Origin of the sequence: Pseudolabrys sp. FHR47, from assembly GCF_005153485.1 — a bacterium.
Lineage (GTDB): Bacteria > Pseudomonadota > Alphaproteobacteria > Rhizobiales > Xanthobacteraceae > Pseudolabrys.
The window spans coordinates 2,514,101-2,536,901 of record NZ_CP039740.1 but is presented as its reverse complement, the minus strand read 5'-3'; the positions used below and the strand labels follow the sequence as shown (position 1 = coordinate 2,536,901).

22 protein-coding genes are annotated in these 22,801 nt (G+C 64.4%); 14 read left to right on the top strand and 8 right to left on the bottom strand.

Annotated elements, in window-relative coordinates; genetic code table 11:
- Positions 1–148 precede the first annotated feature (148 nt).
- Complete coding sequence (locus E8Q40_RS12485; protein ID WP_137044868.1) at positions 149–790, bottom strand: outer membrane protein; 642 nt, start codon at positions 788–790, stop codon at positions 149–151.
- Positions 791–979: 189 nt separating this feature from the next.
- On the bottom strand, positions 980–1,660 hold the full coding sequence (locus E8Q40_RS12480) for an outer membrane protein (RefSeq protein ID WP_168197825.1): 681 nt from the start codon (positions 1,658–1,660) through the stop codon (positions 980–982).
- Between the two features lie 485 nt (positions 1,661–2,145).
- Here E8Q40_RS12480 and E8Q40_RS12475 point away from each other — a divergent pair, with 485 nt between their 5' ends.
- Positions 2,146–2,661: a single-stranded DNA-binding protein gene (locus E8Q40_RS12475; RefSeq protein WP_137044866.1), complete on the top strand. Its 516-nt coding sequence runs from the start codon at positions 2,146–2,148 to the stop codon at positions 2,659–2,661.
- 167 nt (positions 2,662–2,828) lie between these two features.
- Positions 2,829–4,001 (top strand): homoserine O-acetyltransferase, encoded by a 1,173-nt coding sequence (locus tag E8Q40_RS12470; protein WP_137044865.1) that lies wholly within the window; start codon positions 2,829–2,831, stop codon positions 3,999–4,001.
- 31 nt (positions 4,002–4,032) lie between these two features.
- Here E8Q40_RS12470 and E8Q40_RS12465 read toward each other — a convergent pair whose 3' ends face one another.
- Complete coding sequence (locus tag E8Q40_RS12465; protein WP_137044864.1) at positions 4,033–4,479, bottom strand: DUF1772 domain-containing protein; 447 nt, start codon at positions 4,477–4,479, stop codon at positions 4,033–4,035.
- A gap of 62 nt (positions 4,480–4,541) precedes the next feature.
- Entirely contained in the window at positions 4,542–5,855 is a 1,314-nt protein-coding gene (locus E8Q40_RS12460) for a hemolysin family protein (protein ID WP_137044863.1), read from the bottom strand.
- A gap of 208 nt (positions 5,856–6,063) precedes the next feature.
- Here E8Q40_RS12460 and E8Q40_RS12455 point away from each other — a divergent pair, with 208 nt between their 5' ends.
- Entirely contained in the window at positions 6,064–7,554 is a 1,491-nt protein-coding gene (locus E8Q40_RS12455) for an amino acid permease (protein ID WP_137044862.1), read from the top strand.
- Positions 7,555–7,572: 18 nt separating this feature from the next.
- Here E8Q40_RS12455 and E8Q40_RS12450 read toward each other — a convergent pair whose 3' ends face one another.
- Positions 7,573–8,214: a MarC family protein gene (locus tag E8Q40_RS12450; RefSeq protein ID WP_246662821.1), complete on the bottom strand. Its 642-nt coding sequence runs from the start codon at positions 8,212–8,214 to the stop codon at positions 7,573–7,575.
- A gap of 239 nt (positions 8,215–8,453) precedes the next feature.
- Here E8Q40_RS12450 and gyrA point away from each other — a divergent pair, with 239 nt between their 5' ends.
- Entirely contained in the window at positions 8,454–11,204 is a 2,751-nt protein-coding gene (gene gyrA / locus E8Q40_RS12445) for a DNA gyrase subunit A (protein WP_205995505.1), read from the top strand.
- Between the two features lie 85 nt (positions 11,205–11,289).
- Positions 11,290–11,904, top strand: coding sequence for a LysE family translocator (locus tag E8Q40_RS12440; RefSeq protein WP_168197824.1), 615 nt, complete (start codon positions 11,290–11,292; stop codon positions 11,902–11,904).
- Positions 11,905–11,929: 25 nt separating this feature from the next.
- Here E8Q40_RS12440 and E8Q40_RS12435 read toward each other — a convergent pair whose 3' ends face one another.
- Complete coding sequence (locus tag E8Q40_RS12435) at positions 11,930–12,610, bottom strand: ankyrin repeat domain-containing protein (protein ID WP_246662820.1); 681 nt, start codon at positions 12,608–12,610, stop codon at positions 11,930–11,932.
- A 190-nt stretch (positions 12,611–12,800) separates the two neighbouring features.
- On the opposite strand from E8Q40_RS12435, the gene E8Q40_RS12430 reads away from it, so the two are divergent.
- From E8Q40_RS12430 to E8Q40_RS12415, 4 genes are all read left to right on the top strand, one after another.
- The gene (locus E8Q40_RS12430; protein WP_246662819.1) at positions 12,801–13,607 is read left to right on the top strand and encodes a GGDEF domain-containing protein; all 807 of its coding nucleotides are present in this window, start codon (positions 12,801–12,803) and stop codon (positions 13,605–13,607) included.
- A gap of 61 nt (positions 13,608–13,668) precedes the next feature.
- A complete protein-coding gene (gene coaD, locus E8Q40_RS12425; protein ID WP_137044859.1) occupies positions 13,669–14,169 on the top strand; it encodes a pantetheine-phosphate adenylyltransferase in 501 nt (166 codons plus the stop codon).
- A gap of 19 nt (positions 14,170–14,188) precedes the next feature.
- Positions 14,189–14,845, top strand: coding sequence for a peptidylprolyl isomerase (locus tag E8Q40_RS12420; protein WP_137044858.1), 657 nt, complete (start codon positions 14,189–14,191; stop codon positions 14,843–14,845).
- A 126-nt stretch (positions 14,846–14,971) separates the two neighbouring features.
- Positions 14,972–15,427, top strand: coding sequence for a peptidylprolyl isomerase (locus E8Q40_RS12415; protein ID WP_137044857.1), 456 nt, complete (start codon positions 14,972–14,974; stop codon positions 15,425–15,427).
- Positions 15,428–15,525: 98 nt separating this feature from the next.
- On the opposite strand, the gene E8Q40_RS12410 is transcribed toward E8Q40_RS12415, so the two are convergent.
- Positions 15,526–16,689: a GGDEF domain-containing protein gene (locus E8Q40_RS12410; protein ID WP_137044856.1), complete on the bottom strand. Its 1,164-nt coding sequence runs from the start codon at positions 16,687–16,689 to the stop codon at positions 15,526–15,528.
- A 157-nt stretch (positions 16,690–16,846) separates the two neighbouring features.
- On the opposite strand from E8Q40_RS12410, the gene queA reads away from it, so the two are divergent.
- From queA to E8Q40_RS12385, 5 genes are all read left to right on the top strand, one after another.
- Positions 16,847–17,938 carry a tRNA preQ1(34) S-adenosylmethionine ribosyltransferase-isomerase QueA gene (gene queA / locus E8Q40_RS12405; protein WP_137044855.1) on the top strand — a complete coding sequence of 364 codons (1,092 nt, stop codon included), beginning with the start codon at positions 16,847–16,849 and terminating at the stop codon, positions 17,936–17,938.
- Between the two features lie 9 nt (positions 17,939–17,947).
- Positions 17,948–19,084, top strand: a complete 1,137-nt coding sequence (gene tgt, locus E8Q40_RS12400; RefSeq protein ID WP_137044854.1) for a tRNA guanosine(34) transglycosylase Tgt — start codon at positions 17,948–17,950, stop codon at positions 19,082–19,084.
- A 63-nt stretch (positions 19,085–19,147) separates the two neighbouring features.
- On the top strand, positions 19,148–20,002 hold the full coding sequence (locus E8Q40_RS12395) for an amidohydrolase (protein ID WP_137044853.1): 855 nt from the start codon (positions 19,148–19,150) through the stop codon (positions 20,000–20,002).
- 41 nt (positions 20,003–20,043) lie between these two features.
- On the top strand, positions 20,044–21,033 hold the full coding sequence (locus E8Q40_RS12390; RefSeq protein ID WP_137044852.1) for a tripartite tricarboxylate transporter substrate binding protein: 990 nt from the start codon (positions 20,044–20,046) through the stop codon (positions 21,031–21,033).
- Positions 21,034–21,055: 22 nt separating this feature from the next.
- Entirely contained in the window at positions 21,056–21,703 is a 648-nt protein-coding gene (locus E8Q40_RS12385) for a ceramidase domain-containing protein (protein ID WP_137044851.1), read from the top strand.
- Here E8Q40_RS12385 and E8Q40_RS12380 read toward each other — a convergent pair.
- A complete protein-coding gene (locus tag E8Q40_RS12380; RefSeq protein WP_137044850.1) occupies positions 21,700–22,797 on the bottom strand; it encodes a hypothetical protein in 1,098 nt (365 codons plus the stop codon). The genes E8Q40_RS12385 and E8Q40_RS12380 overlap by 4 nt on opposite strands.
- Between the last annotated feature and the right edge of the window lie 4 nt (positions 22,798–22,801).

Genomic DNA, 22,801 nt, shown 5'->3' with positions numbered 1-22,801 from the left:
AGAACGGAGCCGCTTCGCTAGGGGCAGCAGTTACTTTCATACGGAGCGGTGCGCATTGGGGATAACCGCTGTTCCAGGGGGCCGGAACAACAAAAAAGGGCCGGCGCGAGGCCGGCCCTTTGCATTTGATACTGTCGAGTGGCGTCGATCAGAACCGATAGTTCAAACCGGCGCGGACGACGTTGTACTTGAAGTCGCCGGTCGCGGTGGCGCCGGCCAGTGTCAGGGTCGTGTCGCCGGAGTCGATGTAGAGATATTCGCCCTTCACGCTCCAGCGATCCCACACCGCCCATTCGAGACCGCCGCCGACCGCGTAGCCCGAACCCCAGGCCGAATCCTCGATCGACGCAGTGCCGACGCTCAGCTTCAGCTTGGTCTTGGTGTAGGCCCAGCCGCCGGTGCCGTAGATCAGTGCACGGTTGAAGGCATAGCCGATGCGGCCCCGCACGGTGGCGTAGGCGTCGATCTTGCCTTCCGCCGTGACGGCACCGGCCGTTTCGGTTGCCTTGATGGTCGTGCCCTGGAAGTCGCCTTCCACGCCGAGCACGAAGCTGCCGATCTGCCAGTTGTAGCCAACCTGGCCGCCATAGACGCCGCCCTTGGCGTTGTCGGCGAAGGAGTCGGACCAGCCGTAGCCGCCATTGATGCCGGCGTAGAATCCGGTCCACGAAAAATACGGTGCGTAATAGGCCGGAGCGGGGGCCTTGAGCGGGATGTCGGCCGCCGACGCCGAAACGGCGAGCGCCGGCAAACAGACACAGCCAAGCAATAACGCGTGAAAGCGCTTCATCGCGATCCTCATAGGTTTGTTGTGGTGGCGAAACGCAATACGCGCAGCAACGAAAAATGCTGCCGCGACCCTGCGTTGAGTCGCGTTGATGAGTTATTAACGACGGCAATCTGGCTATTGGAGCGACCGACCCATGAATCAAAAAGAGGCCGGCCAAAGGCCGGCCTCAGTTGGAACGGAGGTTCGAGATCAGAAGCGAACGTTCACGCCAGCACGCACCATATTGATCCGCGGCCTGAAGGTGGTTTCGACACCGCAGACGCCGGCGTCGCAGGTCGCTTTGCCGAGATCGGCATAGAGATATTCCGCTTTCACCGACCAGTCCCGGCTGATGCCGTATTCGATGCCGCCGCCGGCGGTCCAGCCGGTGGTGGTCCTGGTGTTGCTGCCGGTGCTGGTCGATATCTTGGCCCCGGAGAAGGCCGCGCCGCCGGTGATGTAAGGCAGCCAGCGGTCCATCGCGTAGCCGACGCGACCGCGGGCCGTACCGACCCACGTGTTCTTTACTTCGCAGCTCGCGGCGCCGCAGGTCGCGACATTCGAGCCGTTGCCCTTGATGAAGGCGTAGTCGATGTCGCCTTCGAGGCCCCAGACCCAGACACCGGTTTGGATGTTGTAGCCGACCGTCACGCCGGCGAGCCAACCGTATTGCGAATTGGTGGTGAAATCGGCGAGCGAGTTGGTGACGTGAGCCTTGCCCCAGCCGTAGCCGCCATTGGCGCCGACATAGATGCCGCTCCAGTTGTACGGCACGTAAGCGGGCAGGGGCGGCGCCTTGTAGATGGGTCTACGCAGATCGGCTGCGAATGACGGTGCCGTCATCGCCAGCGCGATAATCCATAACGAAACGATGCGGATGACATGCGTCATCGCGATCCTCCTGTTTTTCGATGAAAAACCCAAGACGAAGGACTCGACGCAACGCTGACGGGAATAATTCAACATAACGTATTTGTGGATGATTCGCATCTATAAGTTGCATTCATCGCAAAAATGTAGAAACGACGGCGATTCTCGATGGCTCCCATTTGACAAAAGTGGCGCGAATGAATAGAACAAAAACGGAACAAACGTGGGCGAGCCCTGCGGTGGGCCGGATAGGGCTTCTCCCGATGCCATGATCCGCTGTGGATTAAGGGCGGCAAGGAGAGACGCCTCCCGTGTCGCGCCGTAGGGTGAGTTGGCAAGGGTAAATGAGCAGGGGACGCCGCGCGGCGAGCGGCCCCTTTATATGGAAAGCGGCGACCGGTTGCGTTGCGCTCAAGCCGTTTAGGATCGGCTGTGGCGCAAGATTAAGTTCAAGAACGTTCGGTTCGGCTTTTGTCGGCAGATCGGTCAGCCAGGCGGAGAGCATCATGGCGGGTAGCGTCAACAAAGTGATTTTGGTCGGCAATCTGGGCGCCGACCCGGAAATTCGCCGCACGCAGGACGGCCGTCCGGTCGCCAACCTGCGCATCGCGACATCGGAGACGTGGCGCGACAAGAACACCGGCGAGCGCAAGGAAAAGACCGAGTGGCACCGCGTCGTCGTGTTCAACGAAGGCTTGTGCAAGGTCATCGAGCAGTATCTCAAGAAGGGCGCCAAGGTTTACCTCGAAGGCGCGCTGCAGACCCGCAAGTGGCAGGACAAGGACGGTCAGGATCGCTACTCGACCGAGGTCGTGCTGCAGGGCTTCAACTCGGTGCTGACCATGCTCGACGGCCGCGGCGGTGGGGGCGGCAGCTCGGGCGGCGGCGACGTCGGCAGCAATGACGACTTCGGCTCCAGCGGTGCCAGCGGAGGCTTCAGCGGCGGCGGTCAGCGCCGGCAGCCGGCCATGGCCGGCGGTGGCGGCCGCGGTAACGATATGGACGACGAGATTCCGTTCTGATCGATAACGGCGGAAAATTGCCGATTTGGCATTGCGGATTTGGCAAAGAGCGCGGGACCGTCCCGCGCTCTTTTTCTTTTGCACCTGCTTCTTTTGCATCTGCCATCCTGCGAATGTCGCAAAGATGCGCTAGTCTTTGCGTCATAGAACATAAAGGGAGGCGTCCGATGTTGCGCGCGCTGCAGCTTGCTGTCGCGAAGTTCGTTTGTGCGCTGGTTCTCTTGTCGCCGCTGCCGGCGCTGGCGCAGAGCGATCTCATCGTCGAGAAGAAGACCTTCTCGATACCGAGCTACACCACGGTGGGCGGCGCGACCATCAAGGACGTCAAGATCGGGTGGCAATCCGCCGGTACGCTCAATGCCGACAAGTCGAATGCGATCCTCATCACACATTTCTTTTCCGGCACCAGCCACGCCTTCGGCAAATATTCGAAGGACGACAAGGCCGCGGGTTACTGGGACTATCTGATCGGGCCCGGAAAGACGATCGACACGAATAAATATTTCGTCCTGTCTTCCGACACGCTGGTCAATCTCAATGTCAACGCGCCGAATGTCGTCACCACCGGTCCGGCCAGCATCAATCCGGATACCGGCAAGCCCTACGGCATGAGCTTCCCGGTGGTGAGCATCAAGGATTTCGTGCGCGTCCAGAAGGCGCTGATCGACAGTCTCGGCATCAAGAAGCTGCACGCGGTGATGGGCGCTTCGATGGGCGCCTTGCAGACTTACGAATGGGCCGCGACCTATCCCGAAGCGGTCGACCGGATCGTGCCGGTGATCGGTACGCCCGGAGGCGATGCGTTTCTGATCGAATGGCTGAACATCTGGGCCGCGCCGATCAAGCTCGATCCGAACTGGAACGGCGGCAATTATTACGGTGGCAAGCCGCCGAGCGACGGGCTCAAGCTCGCGCTGAAGATCATCACGCTGCAGGCCAATCACTCGGATTGGGCGATCAAGACTTTCGGCAACGCGCCGGCCGATCCGGCGAAAGACCCGGCGGCTGCGATGGAGAACCAGTTCAAGATTGAGGCTGCGATCGACGCGGCGGCCGCGGCCCGCGCGGCCACGTCGGATGCCAATTCGCTGATCTATCTCGCCAAGGCCAATCAGCTTGCCAATGCCGATCCGGCCAGGATCAAGGCACCGGCGCTGATCCTTTATGCGCCGACGGATCTCGTTTTCTACGCGCCACTCGTCGAGGAAGCGGCGCGGAAAATTGCGGCCGGCGGAACGGCGGTAGAGACCGCGCAACTGCCGGGACCGAATGGACATCTCAACGGCGTGCTGGCCGTGGCGCAGCAGGCCGACAAGATCAAGGCGTTTCTCGGCAAATGACTCGGCAAGTGATCAACGGCGCGGGCGGGGATCACTCCCGCTCCGCCATCAGCGTCGCCAGGCACAGCGCACAGAACGCGGCGAGTGTCAGCGCCGCATTGGCGGCGTGCGACATCTCCCATTGCCAGCGTAGCGCCTGCCAGCCGGTGGGCGCCACGGTCCAGTTCGCGGTGGCGATGTTGGCCGGATAGGTGAAGGCAAAGAAGATCGCGAGCCCGCCGGCAAGGCAGAACACAGCGAGCAGCATCAGCCGGAACGGCACCGTCTGCTTTCTGAGCGCGAAGGCGAGCACGGCATTGGCGACGAGCGCGCCGACGGAGGCAATACCGAACAGCGCCCAGCCGTTATAGACCGCCTGCGCCGTGAAGTAGGCGTCCTGTGTCATGGCCAGCTTGGTGAGGAGCGAGGCGGCATGCGAGGCGCCCGGCACCAGGGCGAAGGCCGTGAGGAAGAGCGCGATGAATTGCAAAAGAAGCATCGCCGCAGGCTGGCGCGGAACTGCGGCAATGGCGTGTCGCCGCCCTCACGCTTTGTGCGTGTTCAGCGGTTCTGACGCCGGTTCACTGAGCCGACACGCGTCGCGATGATGCGGTCGATGCGGCGGCCGTCGCGGTCGGCGACCTCGAAGCGCCAGCCATGGACCGCGATGGTGTCGCCGATTTCCGGAATGGCCTGGAATTGCGCAAGCAGGAAGCCGGCCGCGGTCTGATAGCCGCGGTCGCGCGGCAGGGCGATGGAGAGCAGGTCGGCCATCTCGTCGGCGGCGAGCGAGCCGGCGAGCGACCAGCGGTCGGGCCCCAGGCGCACGGCGGCGGGCTCTTCCTGCGAGGCCGTGTCATGGAAGGCCTTGCCGGCGCCGACAATGACTTCCATCAGGTTGGCGGGCGTTACGATGCCTTCGAAGTGACCGTATTCGTCATGCACCAGTGCCAGCGGGATGGCGGCGTCACGCAGCACCGGCAGCACGTCGAGCGAATCCATGGTGTCGATGACGACCGGCGCGGTCCTGACGAAGCGGCGCACCGACAGGTCCTCGCCGGCGAGCGCGGCGCGCAGCAATTCGCGCAGCCGCACCACGCCGTGAATGTCGTCGATGTTTTCGCCGGCCGGCAGCAGAGCGTGGTGGGTGTCGTCGAGAATGCGGCGGACGGTCGCGTCGTCGGCATTGACGTCGATCCATTCGACCTCGTGACGCGGCGTCATGGCGCCGCGAACCGAGCGGTCGGCAAGCCGCATCACGCCGGAGATGAGCTGGCGCTCGCCGGCTTCGATGACGCCGGCGGTTTCCGCTTCCGCCATCAGGCTCTGGATTTCCTCGTCGCTGACGCGCGATTGACCGCGCTCGCTTTGGCCGATCAGCTTGAGCACAGTGCGGCCGGAGACATCGAGCAGCGTCACGAGTGGCGCGGCGATTTTCGACAGCACGGTCATCGCCGGCGCGACGCGGCAGGCGACACGTTCGGGATCGCGCAGTGCGACTTGCTTCGGCACCAGTTCGCCGAGGATGAGCGAAAGATAAGTGATGACCAGCACGACGAGGCCGACGCCGAGAGAGTCGGCAACGACGTTGGGGACGCCGAGACTCTGCAACGTGCCGGTCAGGCGCAAACCGAGCGTCGCGCCCGAAAACGCGCCGGACAGGATGCCGACCAGGGTGATCCCGATCTGCACCGTCGATAGAAAACGGCCGGGATCGGAGGCGAGAGCCAGTGCCCGGCGCGAGCCGTAGACGTCACGGGCGATCATGGTCTTCAGGCGGCTGTGGCGGGAGGACACGATCGCCAGTTCCGACATGGCAAGCGCGCCATTGACGAGGGTGAGGGCGATGACGATGGCGATCTCGAGGTAAAGCATGGCCGCTTCTCTCTAGCACTCCGGCCTCCACGGTGCCGGCCGGGCGTCACTATGACGCTGAGTCATGGCCGCGAAGCGTCCGCCTGGAAAGATTGCCGTTTGCCCGCCCATGAATGCGTTTGACAGGGCCGGGTATCCCTGTGCACGATCATGGTGCCGGTATTTCGTGACGCGCCTTGGGCGGGCGCGAGGTCGTGAGGGGCAGTCCATGACGGACCAGCGCGCTTCCGGTGTTTCCTATGAAGTCGTCACCGTCGAGTATTTCGACAAGCGCCGCCTGAAGCGGCATGCGCGCGTATGGTCGCTGTGGGCCCTCGGCGTCGGCGCCGTGATCTCGGGCCACTTCTCCGGGTGGAATCTCGGCCTCGCCTCGGGCGGCTGGGGCGGCATGTTGATCGCCGCCATCCTGATCGCGATCATGTATCTGGGCCTCGTCTTCTGCATCGCCGAGATGTCGCCGGCATTGCCGCACACGGGCGCCGCCTATTCCTTCGCGCGCACCGCCATGGGGCCGTGGGGCGGTTTCATCACCGGGCTGTGCGAGAATGTCGAATACGTCATCACGCCGGCGGTGGTCGTATTCTTCATCGGCTCTTATCTCGGCTCGATCTTCGGCACGCCGGCGTCGTTTCAGCCGGTCTATTGGATCTTCTGCTACGCCATCTTCGTCGGCCTCAATATCGCCGGCGTCGAACTGTCGTTCCGCGTCACGCTGGTGGTGACCGTGGCGGCGCTGGCCTGTCTGGTCGCGTTCTGGGTGAGCGCGATTCCGAACATGAACTTCTCGCGCTGGGCTCTCAATGTCGCGGCCGACGGCAGCGAACTGCCGAATGGCGGCGGCCCCTTGCTGCCGATGGGCATCTGGGGCGGGCTCGCCGCCATGCCCTTTGCGGTGTGGCTGTTTCTCGCCATCGAGCAACTGCCGCTGGCGGCGGAGGAGTCGGTCGATCCCAAGACCGACATGCCGCGCGGCATCATCGCCGGCATGCTGACGCTGATCGTGTCGGCCTTCATGATCCTGTGGCTCAATGCATCGGTCGCCAACGGCACCTTCGCACTCGGCAAATCGGGCGAGCCGCTGCTCGACGGCTTCAAGGCGATTTACGGCGAGGGCATCGCCAAGGTGCTGGCGCTGGTCGCCGTGGTGGGGCTGATTGCGAGCTTCCACACCATCATCTACGCCAAGGGCCGGCAAATCTATTCGCTGTCGCGCGCCGGCTATTTCCCGCGTGCGCTCTCAATCACGCACGCGACCTATCGCACGCCGCATTTCGCCATGATCGGCGGCGCGCTGGTGGCCTTGGCGATCATGCTGGCGATCTGGTTCGCGTTAGGGGCCGAGCAGGGCACGGCGGTGATCGGCGGCACGCTGCTCAATATGGCAGTGTTCGGCGCCATGATCTCCTATGTGATGCAGGCTTTATCTTTCATCATGCTGCGGGTGAAGCTGCCGGGCATCGAACGGCCCTACAGGAGCCCGTTCGGCATTCCGGGCGCGGTACTGACCATCGTCATCGCGCTGGTCACCATCGCCTTCCAGCTTGTCGACCCGGTGTATCGCCAGGGCGTGATCGGCGTCGCCGTCTGGTTCGCGGTCGGCATGATCTATTTCGCGCTGATCGGGCGCCACAAGCTCGTGCTGTCGCCCGAGGAGGAGTTTGCCATGGGCAAGGGACAGGTCGCCTACAGGACCGACTGAGGCGGCCGCGGAACGGTGCTAGGCGGCGATCGTGGCGCGCACGCCGTCGATCACGAACTGGACGGCGAGCGCCGCGAGTAGCACGCCGAGCAGCCGCGACAGCACCATGTTGGCGGTCGCGCCCAAGAGGTTGCCGAGCCGCGTCGCCATCAGGAACACGACAAGGCACAGCAGCATGATGGCGACGATCACGGCGAACAGGATGCCGAGCCTGACCGGATCGCCGTCGGCGCGTCCCGACAGCAGCACCGAGGCAGTGATCGCCCCGGGGCCGGCCATCAAGGGAATGCCGAGCGGGAAGGCGGCGATGTTGCGCACGCGCTCTTCGATGGCCTGTTCGGCGGCCTCGGTCTGACGCGTGACGCGCACGCCGAACACCATTTCAGAGGCGATGGAGAACAGCAGCAGCCCACCGGCGATGCGGAAGGCGGGCAGGGTGATCGACAGCGCGTTCAGCAGCCAGTTTCCGATCAGCGCCGCGCCGGTCAGGATCGTCGTTGCGATCAGGCAGGCGCGCAGCGCCACCTGAAGGCGGTTCTTCTCCGGCAGGCCGTGGGTGACGGCGAGAAAGGCCGGCACCAGGCCGATCGGATCGATGACGACCAGCAGCGTCACCAGCGCCGAGACGAGGAAATCGAAGGGGATGGAGCCGAGCATCATGGCGGCGATGGTAGCCGGTTGGCAGCCCAATGACGCGGCCTAAAACCGCTTTTGCGCGGCTTTCTTCGCGAGGCGCGGCGGACCCGTCCGGTGGCCTAGAAAATGGCCTGCAAGTAATTGAAAATACATCAGAAAAAGACTGTCTTGCCGGACCTTTAAAATTGGCGTCCAAAGGCCAAATCAGCTACAAATTCCCCGCAGATTCTTTGCGCTCAGAACGCTTCCAGGAAGCCTGAATTTTGTCCGATACCGAGACTCCCAAAACGGGGGGTGAAAACCCCTCCGACGTGCGCCCCGTTTCCATCACCGAAGAGATGAAGCGCAGCTATCTCGATTACGCCATGAGCGTGATCGTGTCGCGCGCGCTGCCCGATGTGCGCGACGGCCTCAAGCCCGTGCACCGGCGCATCCTCTATTCGATGCATGAGCAGGGCCATACGCCTGACAAGAAATACGTGAAATCGGCCCGCGTCGTCGGCGACGTGATGGGTAAGTATCACCCGCATGGCGACAGCGCGATCTACGACGCGCTGGTGCGCATGGCGCAGGATTTCTCCATGCGCCTGATGCTGATCGACGGGCAGGGCAATTTCGGCTCGGTCGACGGCGATCCGGCGGCGGCGATGCGTTACACCGAGTGCCGTCTCGCTAAGCCGGCGATGGCGCTGCTCGACGACATCGACAAGAACACCGTCGATTTCCAGGACAATTACGACGGCAACGAAAAGGAGCCGGCGGTCCTGCCGGCGCGCTATCCCAATCTGCTGGTCAACGGCGCCGGCGGCATCGCCGTCGGCATGGCGACCAATATCCCGCCGCACAATCTCGGTGAGGTCATCGACGCTTGCGTGGCGATGATCGACAACCCGGCGATCACGACTGACGACCTAATCAACATCGTGCCGGGACCGGATTTCCCGACCGGCGGCATCATCCTCGGCCGCTCCGGCATCTATTCGGCGTTCACGACCGGGCGCGGCTCAGTGGTGATGCGCGGCAAGGTCGCCTTCGAGCAGTTCGGCAAGGACCGCGAAGCCATCATCATTTCGGAAATCCCGTACCAGGTGAACAAGGCCACCATGGTCGAGCGCATCGCGGAGCTGGTGCGCGACAAGAAGATCGAGGGCATTTCCGACCTGCGCGATGAGTCCGACCGCGACGGCTATCGCGTCGTCATCGAGTTGAAGCGCGATGCCGAGCGCGAAGTTGTGCTCAACCAGCTTTATCGCTTCACGCCGCTGCAGACCTCGTTCGGCGTCAACATGGTGGCGCTCGACGGCGGCCGTCCGTTGTTGATGACGCTGAAGGACATGCTGTCCGCCTTCGTCGCCTTCCGCGAAGAGGTGGTGTCTCGGCGTACCAAGTTCCTGCTCGGCAAGGCGCGTGACCGCGCCCATATCCTTGTCGGCCTCGCCATCGCGGTCGCCAATATCGACGAGGTGATCAAGCTGATCCGCGCCTCCAAGGACGCCAAGGAAGCGCGCGAGGCCTTGATGGCGCGCGACTGGCCGGCCAAGGACATGATCAACATGGTGCTGCTGATCGACGATCCGCGGCATCGCGTCTCCGATGCCGGCGAGACCCGGCTGTCGGCCGAACAGGCGCAGGCTATCCTCGATCTGCGCCTGCAACGCCTCACCGCGCTCGGCCGCGACGAGATCAAGGAAGAACTGGACAAGCTCGCCGCCGAGATCGCCGATTATCTCGACATTCTGCGTTCGCGCGCGCGCATCCAGACCATCATCAAGGACGACCTCGCCGAGCTGAAGAAGCAGTTCGCCACGCCCCGCCGCACCGAGATTTCGGAAGCGGCCGGCGACATGGACGACGAGGACCTGATCCAGCGCGAGGACATGGTCGTGACCGTGTCGCATCTGGGTTACGTCAAGCGCGTGCCGCTCTCGACCTATAGGGCGCAGCGGCGCGGCGGCAAGGGTCGCGGCGGCATGCAGGTGCGCGATGAGGATTTCGTCGCCCGGCTGTTCGTCGCCTCGACGCATACGCCGGTGCTGTTCTTCTCGTCGGCCGGCAAGGTCTACAAGGAGAAGGTGTGGCGGCTGCCGCTGGCGGCGCCGCAGGCGCGCGGCAAGGCCTTCATCAATATCCTGCCGCTCGACAATGGCGAGACCATCACCTCGATCATGCCGCTGCCTGAGGACGAGAAGACCTGGGCCGAGCTCGACGTCATGTTCGCCACCACCAAGGGCACGGTCCGCCGCAACAAGCTGTCGGACTTCGTCGAGGTGCGCCGTTCCGGCATCATCGCCATGAAGCTGGCTGACGGCGAGGGTATCGTCGGCGTGCAGATCTGCACCGAGAAGGACGACGTGCTGCTGACCTCGTCGGGCGGCCAGTGCATCCGCTTCGCGGTGCCGGAGGTGCGCGTGTTCACCGGCCGCACCTCGATGGGTGTGCGCGGCATTGCGCTCGAGGATGACGACCGCCTGATTTCGATGTCGATCCTGCGCCACAGCGAAGCGACGTCGGAAGAGCGTGCGGCTTATCTCAAGAAAGCGAGCGCGGTGCGCCGCAGTTCCGGCGGCGACGACGAGGCGGTGGCGGCCATGCAGGTCGAAGCCGAGGAGAACGTCGCGGCGATCGAACTCAGCGAAGAGCGCTATGTCGAAATGTCGGCAGCCGAGCAGTTCGTGCTCACTTTGTCGGAGCGCGGCTACGGCAAGCGGACTTCGTCGTACGAGTACCGCATCACCGGCCGCGGCGGCAAAGGCATCGTCGCCATGGATATCTGGCAGAAGGCCAAGGGCGGCGGCTTCGAGCTCAAGCCGAAGATCGGCCGCCTGACGGCGTCGTTCCCGATCGAGGAAGACGACCAGGTGATGCTGGTGACCAATGCCGGCAAGCTGATCCGCACGCCGGTGTCGGGCATCCGCATCGCCGGCCGCTCGACGCAGGGCGTCATCGTGCTGGATACGGCCGATGACGAGCGCGTGGTGTCTGTCGAACGCCTGAGCGAGGACGAGGGGGAGTAGAAATTTCCCGCTAGACAACCGCGTTGGGCAGGGATTACTGGCATCGTCCGCAAATTCGCGGGCGATGAAAGCGAGACCTTTTCCCATGAACTGGCAGCTGTTTTCGGCCTTCCTCGTCATCACCACCATCCTCATCGCTGTTCCGGGTCCGGTCGTGACTTTGGTGATCGCCACCGGCGCGCAGCGCGGCATCCGCCCGGCGCTGGCGACTGTGCTCGGCACCATGGTCGGCACCGCTGTGCTGCTGGCCGGCATCGGCTTCGGCCTCGGCTGGATTCTCAAGATGTCGTCCGAGCTGTTCGAGGTGATGCGCTGGGCCGGCGCGGCCTATCTGCTCTGGCTCGGCATCCAGGCCTGGCGCCACGCCGGCGACCCGGTGCCGAAGCTCGAACCGCGCGGTCATGTGTTCGCGACCCGCGGTTTCCTCGTCGCGGTAACCAACCCGAAGACCATCGCCTTCTTCACGGCGTTTCTGCCGCAGTTCATCGATCCGACTTTGCCTGTCGGTTTCCAGATCTTTGTGATGTCGGTGACATCGCTGCTGATCGCGGCGGTGCTGGACTCTGGCTGGGCTGTTGCTGCCGGACTCGGCCGCGCGTGGTTTCTGAAGCCCCACCACAACAAAATCCTCGGTCGGATCTCGGGCGTCGTGCTGATGGGCGGCGGCGTGTGGCTGAGCCTGGCGCGAAAGCCGGGCTGAGTGTTTTTGGGAATGGCGGGAGGAACTAGCGCGCTCCCGCTTTCTCCAGGATCGCCACCATCTCCGCATAGCCGCGGTTCTTCGCCAGCGTCAGTGGCGTCGCGCCCGCGCGGTCGGCGATGTTGACGTTGGCGCCGGCCTCGACCAGGGCCTTCAAGGTCGCGACATGACGTTCGCCGCCCTGGCCGAGCACGATGGACTCGATCACCGCCGTCCAGCCGAGATTGTTGACGTGATCGAGTGGCGCCTTGGCCGCAATCAGCATGCGCACCACCTCGTCATGGCCGAGATGCGCGGCGGCGATCAAAGCCGTGCCGTGATAGGGGCTGGTGATGTTGGTGGCCTTGCAGCCGCCGTCGAGCGACAATTTGAGCATGGCGACGTCGTCGGCAACCGAAGCGATGGTGACGATGTCATAGGCCTGCGCGTCGAGCGCATTGGCGTCGGCGCCCAAGCGGATGAGGGCGCGCGCGGCATCCGCCTTTTTCAAATGCACGGCGACATGGAGCGGCGTGCGGCCGCCGCCGTCGCGCGCTTCGAGCGCTGCGCCTGCCTTGGCGAGCCTCTCGATCTCGGCGGTATCGCCTCTGGCGGCTGCAGCATGCAGGCCCTGATAGGCGGCGATGTCGCTGGCGCCCGGGGCGATCTGCGCGGTCGCGAACGATGTCGACAGAACGAGCGCGGCAATGATGGAGCGGACGAGCACGCGGTTTCTCCCCGGATTTGGTTTCTTCTGAAGTCCAGGCCGCTGGCGGTGACGTCTCGCCGAGGAGCGGCACTTCTGCCGGCATTTTATTCGATAAATTAAAGCCGGTTTACCGACCGCGTTAAGCAAACCTTCGCGATCCCGAGCGTAAACAACAGAAAATCCGTGCGCAATGGTCTGGGAGGCAAGGGTGTTTCGCGTGACGGCCACAGAGATCCGGCAAGCCTTGCCGCCCGTCATGATCATTGTGGTCGTGTCGATAGTCTGCGGTGTGGTCGTCCTGACCATCGGAATGCCCTTGATCGGATTCGAGCAGATCCGCTTGCATTATACGCTGGCCGTCGTCTTTCCCCTCATCATCACCCCCATTCTCGTATTTCCGCTCGTCATCATGGCGCAGCGGTTGCAAAAGCTGAAGGCGGAGCTCGAAGGGCTTCTGCGGGTCGACGGTCTGACCGGAATTCCCAACCGGCGCGCCTTCTTCGAGCGGGCGCGCGCCGTGTTCTCGGGCGATAGCCCTGCCGGTGCCATGATGATCGATGTCGATTACTTCAAGAAGGTCAACGACACCTATGGCCATGCCGTCGGCGACGCGGTTTTGCGCGCGGTCGGGCAGGTGATCAAGCGTGTGGTTGAAGCCTCGCCATATGGTGGACCGCGCATCGCGGCGCGTCTGGGCGGCGAAGAGTTCGGCGCCTTGATCGAGAATATCGGGCCGAATGATGCGGCACGGTTGGCTCAGGAGATTGTGGAGCAGGTGCGGGCCGTGCCGGTGGTGGCCGGCGAACATACCATCCCGGTGACTGTGAGTGTCGGTCTCGCCCTTCGGCGCGATGAAGAAACCCCGGATGCGCTGATGCAGGCGGCCGATGCCGCCTGTTACGAGGCAAAGCGCCTGGGTCGCAATCGCTGCTGTCACGCGGCCGGACTGGTCGAACGGCTGCGGTATGATGGCGAGGCGCTCGGTGTCTTGTGCCAGCTTGCCGCCGCTGGGTGACTGGCGGTTAAGCCTCCCGAACCGCCTTGCCGCAAAGCCGGGGGCGGGGTAGACGGATTTCATGTCGCGGATCGCCCTTTACGCCGGCTCGTTCGACCCGGTCACCAACGGCCATATCGATGTGGTGCGCCAGGCCGTCCGGCTGGCCGACAAGCTCGTCCTCGCGATCGGCATCCATCCCGGCAAGGCGCCGCTGTTCCCGGCCGACGACCGCCTGGCCATGCTGCAGGAGACCTGCGGGCCGATTGCCCGCGAGGCGAAATGCGAACTCGCCTGCATCACCTTTGATGGCCTTGTCGTGGCTACGGCCGAGAAGGCGGGTGCGAGCCTGCTGATCCGCGGCCTGCGCGACGGCACCGACTTCGACTACGAGATGCAGATGGTCGGCATGAATGCGGCCATGGCTCCGGAATTGCTCACTGTTTTCCTGCCGGCTTCGCCGATGGTGCGCCCGATCACCGCCACATTGGTGCGCCAGATCGCCGGCATGGGCGGCGACGTGTCGAAATTCGTGCCGGCCAGCGTCGCCGAGCGGCTGAAGAAGCGCTTCGCCAAATCCTGAATCTTCCGGAGACCGATCCATGATCTCTCGCCGACTGGTTTTGTCGCTGACCGTGCTCGCCGCCGGTCTGGCTCCGGTACTGGTGCAGCCGGCTTTGGCGCAAAAGGCCAGGCTCGGCGATCCCGCCGCACTCACGGAGCAGGCGCCGGCAACTTACAAGGCGAAGTTCGACACCTCGAAGGGCTCCTTCGTCATCCAGGTGACACGGGCCTGGGCGCCGCTGGGCGCGGACCGCTTCTATAACCTCGTCAAGAACGGCTTCTTCGACGACGGCCGTTTCTTCCGCGTCATCTCCGGTTTCATGGTGCAGTTCGGCCTCAACGGCGATCCGGCGCTGAACGCCAAGTGGCGCGTCGCGCGCATCCAGGATGACCGGGTCTCCCAGAGCAACACGCGCGGCATGGTGACCTTCGCGACCTCGGGCCCGAATGCGCGCACCACGCAGGTCTTCATCAATTTCGACGACAACAGCCGGCTCGACGGCATGGGCTTTGCGCCGTTCGGCAAGGTCATCTCGGGCATGGATGTCGTCGACAAACTTTACGCGGGCTATGGCGAAGGCGCGCCGAACGGCCAGGGCCCCAACCAGAACCGCATCCAGACCGAGGGCAATGCGTATCTGACGCAGAGCTTTCCGCGGCTCGATCACGTCACCAAGGCGACGATCGTCCCTTAACCCATCCTTGTCATCACCGGGCTTGTCCCGGTGATCCCGCTAAGGGGCGCAGTGCCCACCTAAGCGAGATGGCCGGGTCAAGCCCGGCCATGACAGTCAGAGGCAAGATTTCAAAGGAGACAAACAATGGCCAAGCCGGAAGATACGCTGACGCTCGAAACCACCAAGGGCAATGTCGTCATTGAGATGCGCCCGGACCTCGCGCCCGGCCATGTCGCGCGCATCAAGGAACTGGTGAAGCAGGGCTTCTATGACGGCATCGTCTTCCACCGCGTCATCGACGGCTTCATGGCGCAGACCGGCTGTCCGCAGGGCACCGGCATGGGCGGCTCGGGTCAGAAGCTGAAGGCCGAATTCAACCGCGAGCCGCATGTGCGCGGCACGGTGTCGATGGCGCGCGCCTCGAACCCGGATTCGGGCGACAGCCAGTTCTTCATCGTGTTCGATGACGCCACCTTCCTCGACGGCCAGTATACGGTCTGGGGCAAGGTGATCGAAGGCATGGACAACGTCGACAAGATCAAGCGCGGCGAGCCGGTCCGCGATCCGGACAAGATCGTCAAGGCGACGATGGGGGCGTGAGGCCCTGCGGGGTCGGCACTGCATTCAACGTGTCATGCCCCGCGAAAGCGGGGTATGATGGCATATCGTCATGCACGCCGCGCTTGTCGAAATGTGGCTCAGGCCGGCGACTGGGTCTGCGGTGGCGCAGTGCTGTCGACGTCCGCATTGACCGTTCGATTCCGGCCTCCCGCTTTGGCCTGATACAAGGCGCTGTCGGCGCGGGCAAGGAGCGCTTCAAACGTTTCGCCGGGCCGGTGCTGGGCGACGCCGAAGCTGGCTGTGACGCGCTCTGAACCCGGCAGGAACGGGAACGGGGCGGCCGCAAGGCTGTCCCGCAAGCGTTCGGCAACAAGATGTGCGCCGTTGTCGCTCGCTCCAGGCAACAGCACCACGAACTCCTCACCGCCGAGACGAGCCACCACATCGGCGGTGCGGGCCGTCCTTCGCAGCAGTTCGCCGAACGTGGTCAAGACATGGTCTCCGGCCGCATGGCCGTGACGGTCGTTGATCTGTTTGAAGCGATCCAGATCGCAGGCGATGAGCGCGCATGGCGAGCGCCAGGCCTGGGCCAGGATCGCCTCGGCGCGCGCCTCGAAAGCGCGCCGGTTAAGGACACCGGTGAGCCCATCGATGTCGCGTTCGTGACGTAGATCGTCGATGACGTCGGAGAGCGCGGCGGCCAGCAGCGCGGCCGCCAGCGCGGTGCCCAGCACGGCCAGTGAGAGGTGCAGGGTGTGCCAGAACAGCGAAGCCGCGAAGGCCGGAGCGGTCGTCGGTGCCTCTAAGCCAATGGTCAGGATCGTTCGCGGGAAGAAGTGCAGGGCAAAGACGAAAAGCGTCCAGAAAAGGATGCGATCGATGAGACGGCGGTTCATCAGGGAGGTCAGATGAAGCGCCGCGATCAGCAGTATGATTCCATATCCGAAGTTTTGAAGGTAAACGCGCGCGAGCAGGTTCGGCGCCACAAACGCGAAGTACCAGAGACCGCCGGTGATCGCGGCCAGAATCGCAAGATCGAGCAAAAGTCCGAGACGCCGACCGCTACGGCGAAGGATGCCTTCGGCCGCGAGCAGTACCGCCGAGGTGTACAGCAGGCTCGAGAAGACAGCGTTTGGTCCCGTCCCCGGCGGCCAGCCGAATACCTGGGAAAGAACGCCGAGGGCGAACAGGCACGGCGCTGCAGCGAGCAGGAGGAGGTAATGACGTTTTTTCTCGATGACCCAGGCCCACAAGAAACAGAGCCCGAACACGCACAAGATGCCCGGGCCGATCAGCGCCATCGTTATCCGAGCTGTGGGTTCGCCCAATGTCTTGTTCCCGTCCGCGTCCGACGCGCTGAAGTCACAGCAGCGGCGTTAACAAACGCGTAAATTGCACCGGACATTTAGCCTCGTCTCGGGCCTTGAATGCATGCGAGCCAACCGGCAATGAGAGGGGATGCGCACCGATCTCTTCGATTTCGACCTGCCCGCCGAGCGCGTTGCGCTGCGGCCCGCCAGCCCGCGCGAAAGCGCGCGGTTGATGGTGGTGCGGCCGGATGCGGCCGGGGAGGCACTGGACGACCGGCACATCGCCGACCTGCCGGACCTGCTGGCGCCCGGCGACTGCCTGGTGGTCAACGACAGCAAGGTCATCGCGGCCCGGCTCAAGGGCCGGCGCATCGGACGCGGGGAGGCGGAACCGGCGATCGAGGCGACGCTGCACAAGCGGCTCGACGGTTCGACCTGGCGCGCCTTCATCCTCGGGGCCAAGAAGGTCCAGGTCGGCGACGTGCTGCGCTTCGGCTCCGAGGGGCGGGTCTGCTTTCTCGATCAGCTCGATGCTCAAGTTTTACATAAAGATGAGGGTGGTGACGTAACCCTTTCATTTTCCTTGACGGGCCCGCATCTGGACCAGGCCATCGAGGAGCGGGGCGACATGCCGCTGCCGCCCTATATCGCCTCGAAACGGCCGACCGACGCGCAGGACAAGACCGACTACCAGACCGTCTTCGCCCATGAGGACGGCTCCGTCGCCGCGCCGACCGCCGGGTTACATTTTACCGCCGACCTCTTAACGCGCCTTGAGCGGCGCGGCGTTGCGCTCCACAAGGTCACCCTGCATGTCGGCGCCGGTACTTTTCTCCCGGTGAAGGCCGATGACACCGAAGGCCACAAAATGCATGCCGAGTTCGGCGTGGTGAGCGGCGCAACGGCGGCGGCGCTGAACGCGGCCCGCGCCAAAGGCGGGCGGATCGTGGCGGTTGGCTCGACGGCGCTGCGGCTGCTGGAAAGCGCCGCTAGCGCGGACGGACTTGTCCATGAATTCGCCGGCGACACGGCGATCTTCATTACGCCGGGTTATCGTTTCAAGGCGGTGGACCTGATGATGACCAATTTCCACCTGCCGCGCTCGACTTTGTTCATGCTGGTGTCGGCCTTCTCCGGCCTCGACACTATGCAGCGGGCTTATCGGCATGCCATCGAGACCGGCTACCGGTTCTACTCCTACGGCGATGCGTGTTTGCTGTATCCGCGGCGCGCGGGGTAAACGACGCCCATGCCCCAAGCCTTCTCCTTCACTCTGCATAAGACCGACGGTATGGCGCGCCGTGGCACCGTCACGACGCCGCATGGCCCGGTCGAGACGCCGGCCTTCATGCCGGTCGGCACCCAGGCCACCGTGAAGGGCCTCTATCCGGAAGCGGTTGAAGGCACCGGCGCGCAGATTCTGCTCGGCAACACCTACCACCTGATGTTGCGGCCGGGCGCGGAGCGCGTCGCCGCGCTGGGCGGCCTGCACAAATTCATGAACTGGCCGCACGCCATCCTGACCGACTCCGGTGGCTTCCAGGTCATGTCGCTCGCCACGTTGCGCAAGCTGACCGAGCAGGGCGTCACCTTCCGCTCTCATATCGACGGCACCAAATACGAACTGACGCCGGAACGCTCGATCGAGATTCAGGCGCTGCTCGGCACCGACATCACCATGCAGCTTGACGAGTGCCTGAAGCTGCCGGCCCCGCGTGACGAGATCGAGCGCGCCATGCAGTTGTCGCTGCGCTGGGCCGAGCGTAGCAAGCGCGCCTTCGAGGGCCACGCCCGCGGCGGCTACGGCCTGTTCGGCATCGTCCAGGGCGGCGACGACGTCCCGCTGCGCCAGCAGAGCGCCAGAGCGCTCACCGGTATCGGCTTCCACGGCTACGCCATTGGAGGGCTGGCGGTGGGCGAGCCGCAGGAGGTGATGCTCAAGGTGGTCGAGGAGACGACGCCCGTGCTACCGGCGGGCGCGCCGCGCTACCTGATGGGGGTGGGTACGCCGCATGACATTCTCGAGGCGGTCGCCCGCGGCGTCGATATGTTCGACTGCGTGATGCCGACCCGGAACGGCCGCCACGGCATGGCTTTCACCCGCTTCGGCCAGATCAATCTGTCCAACGCCCGGCACGCCGACGATCCACGGCCGCTGGATGAGGAAAGCCCGCACCCGCTGGCACGGACCTATTCGCGGGCCTACCTGCACCACCTGACCAAAGCCAACGAAATCCTCGGCCAGGTCATGCTATCGACCATCAACATCGCCTATTATCAGGCGCTCACCGCCGGCATGCGTTCCGCCATCGAGGCTGGCCGCTTTGCCGAGTTTCGGATGGCGGTGCTGGACGGCTGGCGCAAGGGCGATTTGCCGCCGCGGTAGGTTGAGAAACCCGCTGGCCTTCGCTATCCCCTCGCTCCAGACCATTTCCGGAGCCGCACCCCCATGACCGTCGATCTGTCCTTTCTTGAGCACCGGCGCAAACCGCTGGTGAAGCTGCCGCTGGGAGCGACCGACGCGCACTGCCATGTGTTCGGGCCGGGAGACCGTTTCCCTTACGCGCCGAACCGGCGCTACACGCCCAAGGACGCACCCAAGGAGGCGTTGCGGGCGCTTCACGACCATCTCGGCGTGTCCCGCGCGGTGATCGTGCAGGCGAGCTGCCACGGCACCGACAATGCGGCCATGCTCGACTGCATCGCGTCAGACCCCAAGCGTTACCGCGGCGTCTGCATTGCCGACGACAGCTTCACCGACAAGGACTTCGAGAGGCTGCATCAAGGCGGTGTGCGCGGTGTGCGCTTCAATTTCGTCAAGCATCTTGGCGGATCGCCCGATATGGGCGTTTTCATGCGTATTCTCGATCGGGTGAAGGGCCTCGGTTGGCACGTCGTGCTGCATCTTGACGCGCCGGACATCGTGCCGCTCTCCAGCATGATCGCGCGTCTGCCGCTGCCTTTCGTCATCGACCATATGGGCCGCGTGCCGGCGGTCGCCGGCGTCGACCAGGAGCCGCTCCGGGCCCTGGTCAAGCTCGCCCGCCTGGATAATTGCTGGATCAAGGTCTGCGGCGCCGAACGCATCGACATGCCGCCATACAACCGGGCGGCGCCGATCGCGCGCATTCTCGTGGAGGTCAATCCGGAGCGTGTGCTGTGGGGCACCGATTTCCCGCATCCCAACCCGACCCACGAATGCGACGAGGCCGATCTGGTTGATCTGATCCCGCACTACGCGGTGAACGAGCGGACACAGCATCGCCTGCTGGTCGACAACCCGGCACGGCTGTATGGTTTCTGAATACCGGACCGATTTAACAGACGACAGTGGAGGAATATTCAATGGCTAAGCGTTTTTTTGACGGTGCGCGGCGCGGCTTCGTTCTGGCCGGCGCGGCAGCCGTCGTGCTGGCGGCGATGCCGCAGGCGCAGGCCGCATGGCCGGAGAAACCGGTTCGCATCATTCTGCCGTTCGGCGCCGGCGGCGTCGGCGACGCGACGGCCCGCATCGTTGCCGACAAGCTGAGCGACAAGCTGGGCCAGCGCTTCCAGATCGAGAATATGCCGGGACCGGGCGGCATTAGCGCCGCGCGCGCGGTGACGACCGCGCAGCCGGACGGTTACACGCTCGGCCTCCTGAGCAACGGCACGGCCGCGGCGATGGCGACCTTCAAGAAGCTGCCGTTCGATCCGTTGACCGAATTCCAGATGGTCTCGACCATGGGCCAGTTCGACGCCGTGCTCGCGGTGTCCGCGAAGTCCGAGTACAAGACGCTCGGCGATCTCATCAAGGCCGCCAAGGCCAATCCGGGCAAGATCAATGTCGGCACCATCACCGCCGGTTCGACCCAGAATCTCGGCGGCGAGTATTTCAAGTCGGCGGCCGATATCGACGTCGTGATCGTTCCCTACAAGAACTCGCCCGATATCGTCGTCGGCCTTCTGCGCAACGACGTGCAGATGATGCTCGACTTCCCGCCGGCGGTGAAGGGCCAGGTGGACTCGGGCGACATTCGGCTGCTGGCAACGGCTGCGGAAAAGCGCTCGCAGATTTTCCCGAACGTGCCGACGGCGGCCGAGCAGGGCATGAAGGGCTTCCGCGTCTATTCGTGGAACGGCATCTTCGCGCCGAAGGGCACGCCGAAGGAGATCGTCGACAAGCTCAATGGGGCGATCCGTGAAGTGCTGGCCATGAAGGATGTGCAGGAGCAGTTGGCCAAGCTGTCGATCGAAGGCGTGCCGTCGACCCCGGAAGAACTGATGCAGCGTCTCAAGGACGACGCCGCCAACCTGAACATGGTGGTCGACAAGGCGGGCATCGTCCGCAAGTAACGCGGCAACGCGAGGAAGATCGATGGACTGGTCGCGCCCCATCGATCTCTATTGCGAAAGGCTCGGCCCGTCGTTCTGGGCCGAGCCGGTCAATGCCATCACCAACGCTTCATTCCTCATCGCCGCCATTGCCGCCTTTCTCATGTGGCGGCGCGGCGAGCGCGACTGGCCGGCGTTGGCGCTGATCGGCGTCACCTTCCTGATCGGCATCGGCTCCTTCATCTTCCATACCGTTGCGACCCGCGGTGCCGCGCTGTTCGACACCGTGCCGATCGCGGTCTTCATCTACAGCTATCTGTGGCTGGCGTTGCGGCGCTTTCTTGGGCTGTCGGCTTGGGCGGCGCCGGCGCTCGTCGTGGCATTTGGCTTGTTGAGCTACGCCGAGGCGCTGGTGGTGCCGCGCGGCGCGCTAAACGGTTCCCACGCCTATCTGCCGGCTCTGACGGCGTTGCTCGTCGTTGGCTGGCTGACACGGGAGGCAGCGCCCCGCAGACTTCTGTTCTCGGCGGCGGCCGTGTTCGCCGTCTCGATCTTTTTCCGCAGCATCGATCAGGCTGTATGTGACGCCCTGCCGCTCGGCACGCATTTCCTCTGGCACAGCCTCAACGGCCTGGTGCTGTATCTGCTGCTGCGGGCGGCGCTGATCGCGCCCGGCAAATCTGGGGGTTAGGCGGCGGCGCGGCGCTCGAGCAGCCGCGGCAGCAGCTTGGCGATGTCCTGCTGGAAAGCGCTTGCCGTTTGCGCCTTGGCAAGCAATTCCTCGCGTTCGCGCTTGAAGGCGGCGCGCTCGCGGTCGAACTCGGCGATCAATTCCTTGACGGTCGCCTCGGCGTTGTCGCGGGTGACGTTGATCACGGTGTCGAGGAAGGCAATGTGGCTGTCCTTGCCGGCGGCGGTCTCGATAGCCGCCGCGATTGCGGCGTGGCTGTCGTCAAGCAAAGCGCGCAGCGCGGCGATCTCCTCGCCCAAGGTCATCTTGTCCTGTTCGAGAGCGCCGAGGCGGCCATCGCGCTCGGCGATGAGGGCCTGCAGGTCGGCGATGCGGCGCTCGCTGTTGGTGATCAGCGAGCCGCGTTCGTTTTCATAGCGGCGTGCGACACGCTCTTCGGCGGAGACGACCTGGGTCGCCAGCGCCACCTGCGCCGCGGCGAGTTCCGCGCGCAGATGCTCGATCAACTGCTCGGCCTCGGCGAGGTCGCTATCTCTATGGCTCAGCGCTCCCTCGCGGGCCTCGAGTCGCACCGAGGCATTGTTGGCGTCGCGCAGGGCGGAAGCGAGCTGGGATTCCAGCGCCACCTTGTCGGCCTCGGATTCCATGAGCCGGCGCGTGAGTTCGGCGATCTCGCCGTCGCGTTCTCCGGTCAGTTCGCGCAGGCTCTTGATGGCGAGGGCCTGGCGCTCGAGGTGCTCGCGGGCTTCGCGCAACTCGTTCGCCTGGCGGTCACGGGTGGCGGTGAGTTCGGCGATGCGCTGTTCGTGGTCGCCCATCGTGATGGCACGCGCGGCCGCGATCGGTTCGGCAATGTCTGGAGCCGGGGGTTCTTCGCCCGGCACCGGCAGGCGCGGCCAATGGCGCGCGCCGGCCGCCGGGACTGCCACCGGCTCGCGGCGTGGGGGCGGCGCGCTGCCGCCGCGAGCCCCTTGGGGCCGCCGCCCGCCATTGAGCGTGTCGATGCGGCTCGCCAGCGCGGTGAGCCGCGCTGACAACTCGTCGATGTCGGGCGGGTTGTCCGCGTGTTCGGCGTGATGGTCTGTCGTGCGCATGCGC